The sequence below is a fragment of the Geotalea toluenoxydans JCM 15764 genome (assembly GCF_001311985.1).
Lineage (GTDB): Bacteria > Desulfobacterota > Desulfuromonadia > Geobacterales > Geobacteraceae > Geotalea > Geotalea toluenoxydans.
The window spans coordinates 29709-44358 of the sequence record NZ_BBCJ01000013.1; the positions used below are offsets into that span (position 1 = coordinate 29709).

A 14650-nucleotide genomic window follows, 5' to 3' on the forward strand; every position below is an offset into this window, starting at 1 on the left:
AGCGGGTCTTATGCCATGTTCGGACAAGTGCGGCATATATCAGACCCCCACCGTCTGTACCAGCCGCCGTCCCCGGCGCGGCTGCTGCTGAAGCACTTCTTCAGGTTTGCCGTCGGCTATGATCCGGCCCCGGCCCATGAGGATAACCCGGTTGGCAAGCACCGTCAGCCGGGGCCTGTGGGTGGCGATCAGCAAAATATCGGTCGGCCGGACCGTATCCTTAATGGCTTCGAGAATCCTGTTTTCCGATTCCATATCGAGAGAGGCCGATGGCTCGTCGAGCAGCCAGACCCGCGGCTGGGCGAGGAACAGTCGAGCCAGTCCCACCAGCTGCCGCTGTCCGCCGGACAAGCCCTCGCCCCCTTCGCTGATCTCAAGCTCCATGCTGCGCGGACTGTCGGCGGCGACACGGTCGATGCCGAGCAACTCGGCCACCTCCAGGAGTTTTCCGTCACTGGCTCCCCCCCCCAGTATCACGTTGCTTTTCAGGGTTCCCTTGAAGAGATGGACGTCCTGGGGGAGATAACCGATCCGCTCGTTCACCACCTGGGTATCCAGCTCCCAGATGTCGGCCCCCCCCAGACGCACCTGCCCTTCGCTCGGCCGGTACAGACCCGCCGCCACCCTGAGGAGCGTAGACTTTCCGCAGCCGTTGGGGCCCAGCAATACCACCCGGTCGCCGGCGGCGAAGTGGAGCTCCGGCAGCTGCAGCCGCATGATCGGCGAATTTGGATAGGCGAAACGGACACCCTCGAAATCCAGCCTGTCGGGCAGGGTTTCGGGAAGGAGCAGGCTCTGGTCATCCCGCGGTCTGTTTCCAAGGAAAGCAGGCGGTTGACCATCACCAGCGACTCCCGCACATGCTGCCATTGTACCAAGAGCTGCACGCTCTGGGCGATGGGGCTGATGACCCTTCCCCCCAGTATGGTGCAGGCGATCAGGCCACCGGTGGTGAGATCGCCCACTTCGATCCGCGTCACCCCCACTACCATGGCGGCAACATAGGCAATGGTGCTCAGGGTGCCTGTGGTCGTCATGGTGGTACTGGAAATGATCCTGCTCCGCAGGGAATATCCGGCCATGGCTGAGGTGATGGTCCGCCAAGACTCGGCGAAGCGCCAGCCGGCGCCCGAAGACTGGATCGTTTCCGAGCCCTGGATCATATCCACCAGCAGTCCGTGACGCTCGTGACCCCGGTTTATCTCCTGACGGGCGAGTTTCCGAAGCTGTCTCTGGGCCACCCAGCCGCATGCCAATGCCACCGGCAGCAGGATCAGGTAGACCAGGCTCACCCGGCCGCCGATACCGGCGATGAGGGCAATGAAAAAGAGGCAGAAGCAGATCGGTCACGGCAAAGATGATGGTCGAGGAGAAGAAGCCCCGCACCAGTTCCAGGCCGTTCATCTGGGCGGCAAGGGAGCCGAGGCTGCGTGGCCGTGAGTCCAGTCGCAGACGCATCACGTGTTCGAACAACCGCTGGGAAATTGCCACATCCACCTGCTTGGCCATGGTGTCCACAATCCGCGCCCTGATGAACTTCAAAGCCCAGTCGACCGCCACGATGATCGCCATGCCGGTAACGAGCGCCGTCAGCGTCGTATAGGCCAGGGTCGGCACGACCCGGTCGTACACCTGCATGGAAAAGAGGGAGGAGGCCACTGCCAGCAGGTTCACCACGACGGTGGCGAAAACAACCTCCATAAGCCAGCGTTTTTCCTTGAGCACCTCCTGCAGCAGCAGGCGCGATGCGCCGCTTTTCAGCAATTCGGCGGAGCTGGTGTCCTTGGCGGTAAACCGCAACCACAGAACCGGCGCATCCGCCAGCTCCCCGGCCGGCAGTTCCGTGGCGCTTCCGTCCTCTCCGGCAAGGGAAACAGTTCCGTCACGGCCAGGGGAGGCAACCTGCCACTCCCCCCCGTGCAGGGCCAGTACCGGTAGATGTCGTCTGTCCAGGCGGCTCCAGCGCAGCTGGGCCACATGCACCCCCTTTTGGTGCACTGCTGCAAGGATTCTCGACAGGCGCTCCACAGGCGGAAGTTCCACATTCTCCGACTGTACCTTGTGGCAGACCTGGGCCAGTGCGCCGCTCGGCACCGGAACCCCTTGCATGACCAGCAGTTTACCCAGCACACCCGGCTTGATCGCCGTCACACGCAGCTCTTTACCCCTGTCTCTGTTTTCCATACCATCCTGTCCCATCATGGTTGTATTCCTATGGTCCCATCGAGTCTTCCCAGCAGTACCGCCAGACGCAGGCTGTTTTCCTGAAAAGAGCTCCTGGTCTGCTCCAAAGCGAGCCGGGCATCGGACAATTCCCGCTGGGCATTGAGCACATCGACCCACGTCTTTCGCCCCGCGTCATACTGGCGCATGAATGAAGCAGGGTTTCCTCCGTTGCCGTCACCAGCAGCTCATTGCTCTGCATAACGCTCCGCAGCGACTCCGTTTCCGCAAGGAGCGCCTGGGCACGGCGCCTGGCGTCATTGCGGGCGGTCTCGACCTCTTTGCGGGCAGCTTCGACCCGGGCGTTCGCGGACTTGATCCGCTTCCATCCCGCAAAACCGGCTCCTTCAATATTTCCCTCCAGGACCAGCCCGGCCTTGGTTTCCACCGGCAGTTCCCTGACCCCGTTTTTCGAATAGATATCCTGGTCGAACCGGGCATAGAGGCTTGGCATCAGATCGGCCCGGCGCAGGTTTACCTCGGTCCGTACCACTTCCACATCAGCCTGCCGCTGGCGCACTGTGGCTGAAGCTTCTACCACGCCGGCAACAATGCCGGCTGGCTCCGGGAGTGCCGTGAGCGTGTCCGGTATGGGCAGAAGGCTTTCCATCGGCTCCTGGGTCAGGGCCTGCAGATCCGTCAGCGCACGCTGCAGCTGCCCTTTCAGCTGTTCCCGCTGGGCAACGGCCAGGGCCAGCCTGGAGCGTGCCAGGCGGACATCGGCTTCGGATGCGATGCTGCCGGCTTGGCGGCGGGAGATGAGACCCAGCAGTTTTTCATGCTCCTGTACGTTTTGTTCGGCGGCTGCCAGGCGCTGCCGGTAGCCCATCAGTACGGCATAGGCCGAGGCGGTTTCTTCCATGAGCTGGCGCTGCAGTGTCAGGAGCGATATATGGCCTGAGCGCAGCCTCATCCCTGCCTTGTCGATTGCGCCGTCAATGCGCCCTCCGACCCAGAGGGGCTGCTGAACGCGGGCGAAGACCTGCGACTGGTCATTGGTCAAAGCCTGGGCCTGCAGGGACAGGGATGGGTAACGGCGTGCTTTTTCCGACTGTAGATCCAGGCCGAGGGCGCCCAGTTCATCGAGCCTGCTTTTGATGCTCGGGTGCAGGGTGACGGCATTGCGCATGGCGGCTACGATGCCATCAGCGCGTGATGCAGGAATATCTTGGGCAGCAAGCGGTCCAGCCGGCATCGGGAAAGTGAACAAACAGAGCAGCAGAGCGCGGCGCCACAGTGTCATCAGGCGTCACCGATTGCGGGGGGGTCTCTCCGGAGCCGCGTCGACAGGTACGGTTGTCGATGGCCCCGGTCAGTTTTTCGACCTCGCCCGCGTTCCCCAGCGCCTTCTCAACCGCCAGGAGGTTTTCCAGCCACGGCTGATGGTCGGCCAGCAGCTCTATGGAGCGGCGCATTTCTTTTCTCGCCTCGACCAGTTTCTGCTGCTGAAACAGGGCCGCCCCGAGAAAATGGTGGGCTGCTGCGTGGGCGGGGCGTGCCAGAATAAGGGCCCGGAAGGCGGCTTCTGCCTCAGCCGTCCTTCCGGCCTGGAGGTGTGCCATCCCGTCAAGGAAGAGCTGCCGGGATACGGGAGAGCGGAAGGGGCTCAGGCATGGGCGGGATGTCGGCCAGTACGTTTTCCAAGGGCTCCAGATGTTCCGCGTACCGCTTCCATTTTGCCTTCGACGTGGTATAGACAGGCTGGCGCACCTGCCACACGGAAGCGGTCTTCACCGCCCGGTCAAGCTCCTGGAAGGCGAGCACCTCCTCCTCCCACGGCAGTTCCAGATAGTCGATGATGCGGTGCGCCCATCCCTCCACGTCCTCCACCAGGGCATCGTAATCCACATCGAGGATCTGCCCCGGAAAAACCCGGTGCCAGTGGTTCATCAGGCGCTGGTGATCCACCAGCTGCTCACCGATCCAGGAAAGGTCGTAGGCGAAGCCCATGCCGCCGAACTTGGCGGCATAATCGACGAAATAGTTGGACATGGCCACATCCCGCGGCTCTCGCTTAAGGTGCAGGATCCGGGCATTGGGAAACAGGAGCTTGATAAGGCCCACATGCTCGAAGTTATGGGGAAGCTTGTCCACCACCCTTTCGGCCCCTGGCGCATAGGCCTGCAGTTCGGCCAGGTGCCTTTCGGCGAAGCGTCTCGATTCATCCTTCCCCAGGTCATCGATGCACTCCGGGTAGCTGCGCCTGGTGCCCAGCTTAATCTCCCAGGCATTCAACTTCCGGATCAGCTCCGGAACCAGGGACAGTTCGCCGGCGCCGTAGACTCTGCTGTGGCTCCCCAGGATCTGTTCCACCAGGGTCGTCCCCGAACGGGGCATACCGAGGACAAAGGTGGGGACCCGGCTTTCTATTCCATAACCGGCGCGGCTCTGCATGAATTCGGGCGAAAACCTGGCCATCTCCCTTTCCACGTGGGCCCGATGATGCTCGGGACGATAGAGAAGATGTTCCTTGGCCGCTGTATTGGCGTCGACGGCAAACTGCCAGGCTTTGTCATACTCTTTTTTCTTTTCCCAGGCTGTTGCAGGGTAAACAGCAGATGTGACTGCACCGGTCCTTCCAGGCTCGGTCTCCGCGCCGCCAGCGCCATCTGTTCCAGAACCTTCGAATCGTCCGGTACCTTCCGGGCCTGGATCAGCTGGCTCCACCCCTGTAGCGGAGCGACTTTTTTCAGATCCTCGTAAAGCTTCATTGCTTGGTCAACATGTCCCCGCTGCATGAGCAGTTGCCCCAGTCCAACCAGTGCCGGTGCAAACTGGGGCGCCTGGGCAAGCGCCTCACGGTAACCTGCTTCAGCAAGGATAAGCTCATCGTTTTCCGCCAGCACATGGGCATGGGCAGTAAGAGCATGTGCACGGGATAAGCCGCTTTTGCCTCCCGTCAACTCCAGCGCCCTGTTCGCGGCTTCCCTGGCGATCTTGTTCCCCAGGCGGCTGCCCATCATTGCCAGTCGGGACCAGAGGCCGGAGTTATCCGGCTGTTTCTCGATTGCCTGCTTCAGCCAATGGGCCGCTTCGCCAAAGCGGCCGCGCACCTGTGCCAACTCTGCAGCGAGTTCCATGAGCTGTGTCGTCAGGCTTCGTTTCCAGAGAATCCTTCAGCAGATGCCACGCCTCGTCGTGCTTTCCCCTTGCTCCCAGCATATGCACCAGGGCCGCTGTCGCCCCCTGCTCGCCGCTTTCCGCAGCCTGGCGCATCAACAATTCAGCTTCATCGTGCCGTTCAAGAGATGAGAGGGCCTCCATATGGGACATCATATAGAGACGCTGGTCCTTGTCCGGAAGGGACGCAGCCATGTCAAGGGCGCCCAATGCCTTAGCCGCCTCGCCAACAGCCAGATAGACCCGCGCCAGGTTCAGCCAGGCGCCTCCCGAATTCGGCAACAGCTCCACCGCCTGCTCCAGCATCGGCAGCGCCTCCGGTATCCGCCCTGCAGCCAGCAGGCATGCCCCGAGCCGGGCCGCTATCATTGGGTGTTTTTCGTGACCTCTTCGCGCGCGATAAAGAAAGGGTATCGCAGTACCGGGCTCCCCCAGCCGGAACCAGGCGCTTCCCACTGACAGCAGTGCTTCTCCGTTGTCAAGGTCGGAAGGAGTTGGAAATTCGGCCAGTGCCGCCATGGCCTTTTCCTGTTCATTGTCCATGGCTGCGGCAAGGGCGTAAAAGGCACGCGCCGGCCGTTTCAGTTCAATCAAGACCGCCAGTTTGTCCGCCTGCTCCATTGCCTCCCCGGTCTGACCGGTCTGCAAAAGGTTCAGCACTTGTGCCAGGCGCGGATCCAGGGAACTGACTGGGGGTGGGGCAGAATCTGTCATCTGTCGCTCCGGGTGGAAAGAAGGGTGTTGACATTGCGGGATCAGGAAGAATGATGCCCGCACCGATGGCGGTGCGGGCAGAGACCAGTGGAAGCGGGACGGATTAAGGACCCACGCCGGAATCGACAAAGACGACCTGATCGAAATGATGGGCAAGGGCTCCGGCATTGATGGCAATGGCCCCCTCCTGCGTTCCGGTGGCGGCGTAATATTGCTGCGTCATGAAAGATCCGGAGGGAGTGGTCTTTTGAGTCGAATGACCCAGCATCAGCGAGCTGCCCATGAGGAAAACGGCGGCCTTGCCGCCGGCCGTGCCATAGTATCCACCGCTGAAAGCGTCCCCATCGGTCCAAGGAATGGCGGCATTTTCCGGCTGAGATGCCAGCAGTTTACTGCCGTTGCCGTAACGCAAGGCATCGATATCTATCACCAGCATGTCGTCGGAACCAAAGCCGCTGAAGTCAAGGGGATCATTCGGCATGCCGTTCAGGTGAACGGTGACGGGAGCGGAGCCTAAGATATCGGTCAAGTCGCAGCAGCCTTTTCGCCGGCTTCCCGCAGGCCATTGCCATTGGTGTCTGTCCAGCTGCCGGTGCCGTCGATCACCACATTTACCGGCCAGACGAAATCCACCAGCCACCGTGGGGGGCGTCCGAGTTGAGGGTGGCAAGCACGGCCGCAGTATTGTTCCCCGTATAGCCGGGCAGAATCTGGCGGGCATCATTCAGGGCATTGGCCGAGTCGGTCCAGTAGGCAAAGGCCCCGCTCCTTTTGCCGTTTATGGTGTTTCCCATCTCCGCAATGCGCATGATGGCGTGAGCATCGGCCGGTTGCCCATTGAATGGAGTCGAGAGCGGCGATTCCCGCACGGTAAGACGCACCGGCTGGAGAGATTGGGAGTTGAAGGCATAGGTGATCCGGAATGGTGTCATGAGACCAGTTATGGAGGTGAGCGCCGAGAGGGATTTCAGCCGGGTGGCAGACCTGAGTATATCGTTTCCCTGCAGTTCCTGGATATCCAGCTCCAGTTTGTCGTCGGCGCCGAAGCCGGTCAGGTTCAGGGTGTCTTGTGGGATGTCGTTGAAATGGATGGTTACCGGCTTGCCCCCTGTCAGATCGGCATTGCCACCTGCACCGAAAACAGCCGGCCGGTCTTCACCCACGTCCCATACGCCGTCGCCGTCGGTGTCGATTATAGCCCCGTTGCGCTCCACGATCACCTGTATGGTCGTCGGTGCGGGAATGTTGACGAAGTCCACCGCTTGCTGCAGCAGCAAATCGGGGGAAAGCTGCGATGCCAGGTGACCTCTCATGGTCATAAGACCGTCTTTACTGCTGAAATCCAGACTGCGCGGGCTGCCGGCAAGGCCATGCAGGCTCAGGCCGGCATCCACCGAGCGGGCTTTGGCTGAAATGTTCACATAGGTGTGGTTGTTGTGATACCGGGTCCCGGCGCCATTGTTCAAGGCAACCAATGCATTGCTGGTACTACCCATGTGACTGGCTCCATAAGCGGTAATAGCATCGAGGGTCTTGATGTTGGGCCTGGTGAGGATTTGCAGTGCCTCATGGCCATTGTCGATGAATGCCCGGGCATCCATCTCTATCCTGTCGTCGGCACTGAAACCGGCAAGGTTGATGGCAGCGGTCGGGACATTATTGTAATGGATGACCCCATGGATTGCTGAAAGGTCGAAATTTCCGGTGCCCGGGGTAAAGTCTGCCCTGGTCGTGTCGGACCCGTCCCGCATACCGTTGGCATTGAGGTCGACCCAGGCGCCGGATGCTTCCACCACAAAGTGCTCTCTGATATCGGTTACGGTTACTGTCAGATCCTGCGAATCGGTGAGTCCACCGGTGTCGGTTACGGAGACCTGAACATCATAAATATTGTTGTTGTCGGCATCGGCCCGAGCTTCGTGATCCGGAGCAACCAGGAAGGTCAGCACCCCGGTGACGGAATCGATGGTGAACAGTGCGCGATCTGCTCCGCCGGTGATGCTGAAGGTTTTGCTGTCCCCTGCATCCTCGTCTGTCGAGGTGACGGTGGTGACGGCGGTCTGGTTTTCCGCAACGCTCATGGCTGCCGTTGCCCCGCCGCCGTTGCTGGTGATAACCGGCGCTTCGTTCACGTCTACAACCCCGACAGTTACCCCTTGCTCGGCACTGTAAAGGCCGTCGTTGACGATCACGGTAAAGCTGTAGCCAGGCCTCGTCTCGAAGTCGGCGGGGTTGCGGAGAGTGACGGCGCCGCTGCCGGCATCAATGTTCAACTGATCCGCATCTCCTCCTGCCTTGAGGCTGTAGGTGAGGACGGAGCCTTCATCGGCATCGGCGGCGGTTGCCTGGTAGATGACGGTGCCGGTGGGGGCGTTTTCGGTGACGCTGCCCATTGCGCCGGAAGTAATGACGGGGGCGTTGTCGTTGAGGTTTACTACATTGACCGTAATTCCTTGTTCGGTGCTGTTGGCGCCGTCGTCGGCGATGACGGTGAAGGTGTAGGAAGTCTTTGTCTCGAAATCGGCGCTGTTATTGAGGGTGACTGCGCCGCTGCCGGGATCGATGGTGAGCAGGGAGGCGTCTTCTCCTGGCTTGAGGCTGTAAGTGATGGTGGTTTCGGTATCCGCATCCCGAGCTGCAGCCTGGTAGATGACAGTATCCGTGGTGGCATTTTCGGCGACGGTACCGCTGCTGCCGGAAGTGATGACCGGGGCGTTGTCGTTGCGGTCGGTGAGGTTGATGGTCACCGTGCCCGTATCGCTTAACCTGCCGTCCGATGCCTGGACGGTGAGGGTAAATTCCCGGATGGTTTCGAAATCGAGCTTTGAGGCGTCGGCAACGGTGATTGCCCCACTGGCGGCATCGATGGCAAAGGCGCCATTGTCGTTTCCGGCGATTATGGTGTAGGTAATCGTATCGCCGTCGGCGTCGGTAGCGGATACCTTTCCTACCGGCGAACCCTTGGCGCTGTTTTCGGCAAGGATAACGGCGTAGTTGCCAGATTCGGCGCAAAATTGGCAGGATTGGACCCCGAGTTGGCAGGGCTGGATCCCGGGTTGGCAGGGCTGGACCCCGGGTTGGCAGGGCTGGACCCCGGGTTGGCAGGGCTGGACCCCGGGTTTGCGGGGTTGAAGACCTCCGTGTCATTGCTGTGCATGCCCTGGGGCGAGCCATCGCTGTCATCCCCGGAAAAAGCGAGGCCGATCCCCGTGGCTACTGCCGCCAGGCCGGCTCCCCCCAGCAGCCACCAGCCTCCGTTGCCGCTGGACTGGTCTTCATTCTTATCGCCGGTCTTGGCTATGTCGCTGCCGGGAGCAGGCCGTGGTTCTGCAGTCTCTGCCTGTACCGGCAGGGCTGCGGTCACGGCACCATCGGCTTCTTTTCCTTCGACAGCCGCAACGATCGTCTTCTCATCAGCCTGCGGCTGGTCTTCAGGCCCGACTTTCCCGAAAGCCTTCTTGACCATGGACGGAGAAAATGCCTGCGTCCCTCTGTCGCCCGGCGCGACCGGAATGGCATAACCTCCCTTTTCCCTGACGGCGATCATTCCGGAAGTGAGCTTTGCCTCATCGGTGACAATTTTTTTTGCCATGACCATCCTCCTCAATGCATGGAAGCTCGTAGAAGGCCTACGTAGCGAACAAAAACTTTAACCGAGCCGGTTCACCCAAAGGAGTGAACGATAAGGGTGACGGTAAAAATAAAATAGTATTAGTTAGAAACTAATAATAAAGTGTTAGTACTAAATGTCAAAGGGAAAAATTACAGAGAGGCTGCATGGGGCAAAGCGGCAGGCGGAAGAGGTGATCGAAGCCGCGAGACCGCTTCAGCGCAGGCCACAGCGAGCATCAACCTGAGCAGTTTCACGCGACGGCGCAACGACGCAACGTTTAATCCGCAAGTGAGGAGAGAGGCTGATGGTTCGATCAGTTTTCCCCTTTTTAATTTTACGTTTCTTCCTTGTTTTGCGGGGCAAGCCGAACGATGAGCCATGAAGTGACCAGCGCTACTACGAGCACGGCCGCGGATGCGACGGCACTCGCAAGCAGGTGTGGCTTGATGAGGAGAATGAGCCCGAGAAGGAACATCATCACCCCGGACAAAAGCTTGAGGACCCGCCCGTGCCGTTCGCTCAGCCTGCGGCTGCCGAGGGTGACGGCGAACAGGGCGACGATGCCGGCGAGGGGGATGACATACACCACGTTGTACAGGGCCAGGTAAAGATAATAGACCGGCATCGGCAGGGGCTGCAGGGTGAGTGCACGCGTATAGATCATGGGGAATCCGGCGGTACAGATCAGCTCGTAAAGGTTTGCGGTAAACGCCAGGAAGATTGTGGCGGCAAGCATGGCGGGCACCGACCCGGCGCGCATGATGTTGCGCATCCGCTCGAACAGCCTCGGCTTGGCCTGTTCCGGAATGGTCAGGGAGATGCCGCGCTTGAAGAAAAAGTAATCCTTGATGTTGATGGTAGCGATGACGATGGCGACGGCCCCGGCAACGGCGGCAATATACTTCAGCCGCCCAACCAGCAGAAAGAAATTGAGCCAGGCAGCCATGAAGACGAAGTAGAGGAGACCCGAGAAGAGCACGAAAATGCCGCCGATGATCACCATCCGCTTGCGGGAATGGGCGTGCAAAAGGAGCGAAAGGAGGAAGAAAAGCACGAAGAAGGCACACGGGTTGAAGCTGTCGAGCCCGGCAATGACAAGGGTCAGCACCGGCAACGACAGCCGGGAGGTCTCGACCGTACCGAGGAGCGGCAATGAGACGCTGTCTTCGGAATCGGAAAGGCCGTCCTGGATCGACTGCTCTGGGGCAGCGCCGTAGGCTGTGCCTTCCTCAAGCACCATGCCGGCAGGCGCTGACACGGCAGCAGCCTGACCGAGCAGGAAAATGGCCACAGCCAGGATAGCAGCGCGGCAACAGGCAGCCAGGCCCGGTCGCGGCCGCCGACGTATCAGGAACGGACAATGGATCATGGCACTCGTTACTGCTCCGGGTTCTCACAGACCGGACAATGCTCCTCGCCGCTTTCCCTGTCCATGTCCAGCCTTTCCCTGCACACCTCGCAGTTGACAGAGGGAATCGCTTCCTTTCTCCGCTTCCGGTACCTCTCGCCGAATCTTTTCAAGAGTCCCATAATTGGCTCTCCTCTGCTGGTCGGGAAGTGATCCTGCTTGCCAGTACCAAGACGCATATGAAAAGTTTCCCACAGGATGGGGAATGCTCAAGGGGTTTTTTCGATGGACGCGCAGGGGGCGGGCTGGAGAGGCAGCGTTCTGAAGGTGGGGGCCGGCCAATGTTTTTCAGCGGGTAGTGGCCGTGGGGCTAAGACCCCCGGCTACCCGATTATACATTTCATTCTCTTTGACTTATCTGTTATTATTATCGTTTTTTTCGTAGCTTTTGCTATTGGAATTTAGTACGGTAGCAAAACTTTCTGCATAAAGGAGGAAAAATGTCTATAAAAAATATTGAGCGGGATTCTGAAACCATAATTGACTATAAACTCAAGAACTTAGCTTGGAATGACCACCCGAGCGATAATAATAGAACTGTCTGGAAACAGGGAGTAAAAACGTCGGAGCAGAAAAAGAAACTTGAAGGGACTCGTCCCGATTATACGCTTTACCCCAGAGGTTCAAATGATCCGATAGCGGTCATTGAGGTAAAAAAACGGGGTGCAAACATTCACGATGCCCTTGTGCAGGGTGAAGGCTATGCCAGAAAAATACAGGCTCCGATTGTCTTTGCAACTGATGGTGTTTTTACTAAAACCCTACACATAAAATATAACAAGCCTCTTCTGCTCAATGATGAAGAAATCGACGATCTTATAAAAGAGTCCTTGGCGTTACGATTTTTGGAAAACAACGAGGTCAGCACGCTTGACAAGCGAGTTATAAAATCAAGGGGTGAGCTGATTTCTATTTTTAGTGGCGTGAATGATTTACTCCGTGAGGAAGGTTTACAAAAGGGCATTGAGAGATTCAGCGAGTTTGCAAATATTCTTTTTCTTAAAGTATTGAGCGAGTTAGAGGCGATCAAAGAGGAAAACGGAGAGCCTGCACTGGTGAATAAGGCGTACCGGTGGGAGACGTTCAGGGAAATGAAAGGCGATATGCTTTTAAAATATGTGAGTGATACCGTCATAAAAGGATTCAGTAAAGAATACGACGACTCTTCTATTTTTCAGCCTTTGCAGATTAAACACCCTGATAATTTAAAAGCAATCATCAAATCTCTTGACCATCTTCAACTCAGTGACACCCATGCAGATATAAAGGGCGATGCTTTTGAATATTTTATCCGGTCTTACAGTGCAAGTAATCCTTCTGATTTAGGGGAAATATTTACTCCACGGCATGTAGTTAAAACAATGGTGAAACTCCTCAATCCCAAGATCGGTGAAAAGGTGTATGACCCCTTTTGTGGTACGGGGGGATGTTGATTGTCGCTTTTAAGCATATCTTGGATTCTATGTCTCATACTGAATTAAATCTTCGTCGGTTGAGGAAAGAAACTCTTTTTGGGACGGAGTTAACAAAAACCGCAAGCGTAGCAAAAATGAATATGATTCTTGCTGGTGACGGTCACAGCAACATTAAACGCGCAGATAGCTTTGAAAACCCGATAGATAATGAATTTGATGTAGTAATTACTAATTTCCCCTTCGCGCAAAAACCAGATACGGCAATAAGTATACTATACCGTCAAGAAGTGGCGACCATATAGGCCCACAACACTGCTTTAGAGCGGTAAAACAGGGCGGCAGAATGGCTATGATTGCGCCGGAAGGCGTGCTTGTAAACACAAACCAAAACTATGAATCTATAAGAAAATACCTTATTGATAATTCAAACTTGCAAAGTGTTATTTCGTTGCCACGTGGTGCCTTTGAGCCTTACAACAGGGCAAAAGCTGACATTCTGTTTTTTACAGATTGTCACTATACTTCACAGGTCAAACATTTCTGGTATTTCAACGTACAGAATGACGGTTACACGCTTGATAAAAGGCGCGAAAGGATTGAAGGGGGCAATGACCTTGAAATTGTTTTGTCTGAAAGGGATTTAGAGAAACAAAAGGAAAAATATTTGTTGTCAATCGGTGTTTCACGCATTGGTATTTCTTCCATAAAGTCGAATAAATACATCCTCTCTGCTGGTCATTATATTGAATCTTCAAGTCAAAATACTCCCGACTCTTCTTTTTTGAGACTTAATGATTTATTTGAGCCTTCAGGCTCAATAAGGGTTGGTGATGAACAAGATACGCCAGTAATGTCTATTACAATGGTGGATGGTTTAATAGACCAAGCTGAAAAATTCAAAAAACGAATCGCAAGCAAGGATATTTCCAATTACCGGAAAGTTGCCTTAAATGATTTGGTTGTTGGTTTCCCGATAGATGAGGGGGTACTTGGTTTTCAGACAAAATACGATTTTGCTGCCGTTAGTCCTGCTTATAAAATCTGGAAACTTAAACGGAGTGATATTGATGTCAGAGTTCTAGAAATGATTTTGCGTTCTGACTACATGAGAGAAGTTTACAGGTCAAAAATGCAAGGTGCCGTCGATAGGCGGCGCAGTATTCCTGATGATGTTTTTCTTGAAATTCAAATCCCGCTTCCTCCTAAAAATGTGATGAAGAAAATAATCGAGCATCATGAAAATTTAGTCAAAGCGAAGCAACTCCTAGTTGATAAAAAAAACGCTCTCAAAAATACAGTTGAATCCCTCTGGTCTACTGAGTAGTTTTCTGACTTTGCGCGCCCCTCAAGGGCGCTCGGGGTAAATCCGGGGACATCTCACTTAATTGCTTTTCTTCGAAACAATTCCTTAAAAAGTTCCTTCGACCGCGCCAGTCCTTCCTCGGTAAGGACAACGGATTTGGTGTTGCTCCTCGGGTCGAGTATATACCCCTTCTCGAACAGCCGGTTCATCACCTGGAAATCAAGCCCCTTCCAAGCCCGCACCCCGTCATGCAGCGTCAACTGGAGCAGAGCGAGCACGCACTCGTCGATCTTTTGTTCATCCAATTCCGCAGTGCGCCTGTGAGAAGCGTATTCATCCCCTGCCTCGTGCACCCTGCTCACCAGTGGATACTGTTCTGGGTGCAGGATGCTCTCCACTTCCAGATCGACATCCAGCTCCGGCCAGTACAGGTGCTGCGCTGAAGGGAGTTCCACATGGACAACCTTGCCAATCGGCGCATCCTGAAACCACGGAAACTTGTCGAATGGAAGAAAGACTTCCTGTTCATTGAGCAGGAGCCAGAGGCCATGTACGGAGACGTTGGTGACTTCAACTGCTGAAGTGCCGCTGCCATGAGTTTTGTATCTCATTTTCGTGCTCCCCTATCAACTCCCTACAAGATTCAGCTCCGTATCCGACAAACCGTAATTTTGCGCCAGCTCGATCTGCGGCTCGATCCAGAACTTGGCCTCGCCCTTTTCACTATGGACATGGATGTGCATCCAGGACTCTTCGCGGGAGAAGAAATAGAACCGAAAACCGCTCTCTCTGAACACCGTCGGACTCATCACCCCTCCCTGAGAAAATGCGGTCGTCAGATTACAGAAAAAGCC

The 14650-nt window shown here is 56.5% G+C and carries 13 protein-coding genes and 4 pseudogenes; 1 reads left to right on the forward strand and 16 read right to left on the reverse strand.

Annotated elements, in window-relative coordinates:
* Positions 1 to 39: 39 nt before the first annotated feature.
* The 14 genes and pseudogenes from JCM15764_RS22805 to JCM15764_RS22820 form a co-directional block, all read right to left on the reverse strand.
* The gene (locus tag JCM15764_RS22805) at positions 40 to 870 is read right to left on the reverse strand and encodes an ATP-binding cassette domain-containing protein (RefSeq protein ID WP_369412293.1); all 831 of its coding nucleotides are present in this window, start codon (positions 868 to 870) and stop codon (positions 40 to 42) included.
* A 113-nt stretch (positions 871 to 983) separates the two neighbouring features.
* Positions 984 to 2202: pseudogene (locus JCM15764_RS28140) on the reverse strand (ABC transporter transmembrane domain-containing protein); the annotation flags it as partial.
* Entirely contained in the window at positions 2199 to 2372 is a 174-nt protein-coding gene (locus JCM15764_RS28145; protein WP_369412294.1) for a TolC family protein, read from the reverse strand. The gene JCM15764_RS28145 and the pseudogene JCM15764_RS28140, both read right to left, overlap by 4 nt.
* A gap of 530 nt (positions 2373 to 2902) precedes the next feature.
* Positions 2903 to 3466: pseudogene (locus JCM15764_RS30615) on the reverse strand (TolC family protein); the annotation flags it as partial.
* Positions 3369 to 3785, reverse strand: coding sequence for a tetratricopeptide repeat protein (locus JCM15764_RS10000; RefSeq protein ID WP_054695244.1), 417 nt, complete (start codon positions 3783 to 3785; stop codon positions 3369 to 3371). The pseudogene JCM15764_RS30615 and the gene JCM15764_RS10000, both read right to left, overlap by 98 nt.
* 4 nt (positions 3786 to 3789) lie before the next feature.
* Complete coding sequence (locus JCM15764_RS10005) at positions 3790 to 4641, reverse strand: sulfotransferase family protein (protein ID WP_243688715.1); 852 nt, start codon at positions 4639 to 4641, stop codon at positions 3790 to 3792.
* Entirely contained in the window at positions 4590 to 5276 is a 687-nt protein-coding gene (locus JCM15764_RS10010) for a tetratricopeptide repeat protein (protein WP_054695250.1), read from the reverse strand. Before JCM15764_RS10010 ends, JCM15764_RS10005 begins: the two co-directional genes overlap by 52 nt.
* Entirely contained in the window at positions 5212 to 6057 is an 846-nt protein-coding gene (locus tag JCM15764_RS10015; RefSeq protein WP_054695252.1) for a tetratricopeptide repeat protein, read from the reverse strand. The genes JCM15764_RS10010 and JCM15764_RS10015 overlap by 65 nt, the downstream gene beginning before the upstream one ends.
* Before the next feature lie 103 nt (positions 6058 to 6160).
* Positions 6161 to 6586: a hypothetical protein gene (locus JCM15764_RS10020; protein ID WP_054695255.1), complete on the reverse strand. Its 426-nt coding sequence runs from the start codon at positions 6584 to 6586 to the stop codon at positions 6161 to 6163.
* Positions 6587 to 6668: 82 nt separating this feature from the next.
* On the reverse strand, positions 6669 to 8804 hold the full coding sequence (locus tag JCM15764_RS10025) for a cadherin domain-containing protein (protein WP_054695258.1): 2136 nt from the start codon (positions 8802 to 8804) through the stop codon (positions 6669 to 6671).
* A gap of 45 nt (positions 8805 to 8849) precedes the next feature.
* Positions 8850 to 9107 (reverse strand): annotated as a pseudogene (locus JCM15764_RS28150) (cadherin repeat domain-containing protein); the annotation flags it as partial.
* Complete coding sequence (locus JCM15764_RS10030; protein ID WP_054695261.1) at positions 9005 to 9649, reverse strand: hypothetical protein; 645 nt, start codon at positions 9647 to 9649, stop codon at positions 9005 to 9007. The gene JCM15764_RS10030 and the pseudogene JCM15764_RS28150, both read right to left, overlap by 103 nt.
* Before the next feature lie 355 nt (positions 9650 to 10004).
* Complete coding sequence (locus JCM15764_RS10035) at positions 10005 to 11039, reverse strand: hypothetical protein (protein WP_054695264.1); 1035 nt, start codon at positions 11037 to 11039, stop codon at positions 10005 to 10007.
* 8 nt (positions 11040 to 11047) lie between these two features.
* Complete coding sequence (locus JCM15764_RS22820; RefSeq protein WP_243688717.1) at positions 11048 to 11200, reverse strand: hypothetical protein; 153 nt, start codon at positions 11198 to 11200, stop codon at positions 11048 to 11050.
* 318 nt (positions 11201 to 11518) lie between these two features.
* On the opposite strand from JCM15764_RS22820, the pseudogene JCM15764_RS28155 reads away from it, so the two are divergent.
* A pseudogene (locus JCM15764_RS28155) lies at positions 11519 to 13817 on the forward strand (N-6 DNA methylase).
* A 53-nt stretch (positions 13818 to 13870) separates the two neighbouring features.
* On the opposite strand, the gene JCM15764_RS29520 reads toward JCM15764_RS28155, so the two are convergent.
* Positions 13871 to 14407 (reverse strand): DUF6429 family protein, encoded by a 537-nt coding sequence (locus tag JCM15764_RS29520; protein WP_243688718.1) that lies wholly within the window; start codon positions 14405 to 14407, stop codon positions 13871 to 13873.
* A 15-nt stretch (positions 14408 to 14422) separates the two neighbouring features.
* The gene (locus JCM15764_RS10070; RefSeq protein ID WP_243688719.1) at positions 14423 to 14605 is read right to left on the reverse strand and encodes a DUF4160 domain-containing protein; all 183 of its coding nucleotides are present in this window, start codon (positions 14603 to 14605) and stop codon (positions 14423 to 14425) included.
* Positions 14606 to 14650 lie beyond the last annotated feature (45 nt).

Coding starts and splice junctions, on each gene's coding strand:
- JCM15764_RS22805 (WP_369412293.1), bottom strand. CDS start 870: ATGGCAGCATGTGCGGGAGTCGCTGGTGATGGTCAACCGCCTGCTTTC.
- JCM15764_RS28145 (WP_369412294.1), bottom strand. CDS start 2,372: ATGCGCCAGTATGACGCGGGGCGAAAGACGTGGGTCGATGTGCTCAAT.
- JCM15764_RS10000 (WP_054695244.1), bottom strand. CDS start 3,785: ATGGCACACCTCCAGGCCGGAAGGACGGCTGAGGCAGAAGCCGCCTTC.
- JCM15764_RS10005 (WP_243688715.1), bottom strand. CDS start 4,641: ATGGCCAGGTTTTCGCCCGAATTCATGCAGAGCCGCGCCGGTTATGGA.
- JCM15764_RS10015 (WP_054695252.1), bottom strand. CDS start 6,057: ATGACAGATTCTGCCCCACCCCCAGTCAGTTCCCTGGATCCGCGCCTG.
- JCM15764_RS10030 (WP_054695261.1), bottom strand. CDS start 9,649: ATGGCAAAAAAAATTGTCACCGATGAGGCAAAGCTCACTTCCGGAATG.
- JCM15764_RS10035 (WP_054695264.1), bottom strand. CDS start 11,039: ATGATCCATTGTCCGTTCCTGATACGTCGGCGGCCGCGACCGGGCCTG.
- JCM15764_RS22820 (WP_243688717.1), bottom strand. CDS start 11,200: ATGGGACTCTTGAAAAGATTCGGCGAGAGGTACCGGAAGCGGAGAAAG.
- JCM15764_RS29520 (WP_243688718.1), bottom strand. CDS start 14,407: ATGAGATACAAAACTCATGGCAGCGGCACTTCAGCAGTTGAAGTCACC.
- JCM15764_RS10070 (WP_243688719.1), bottom strand. CDS start 14,605: ATGAGTCCGACGGTGTTCAGAGAGAGCGGTTTTCGGTTCTATTTCTTC.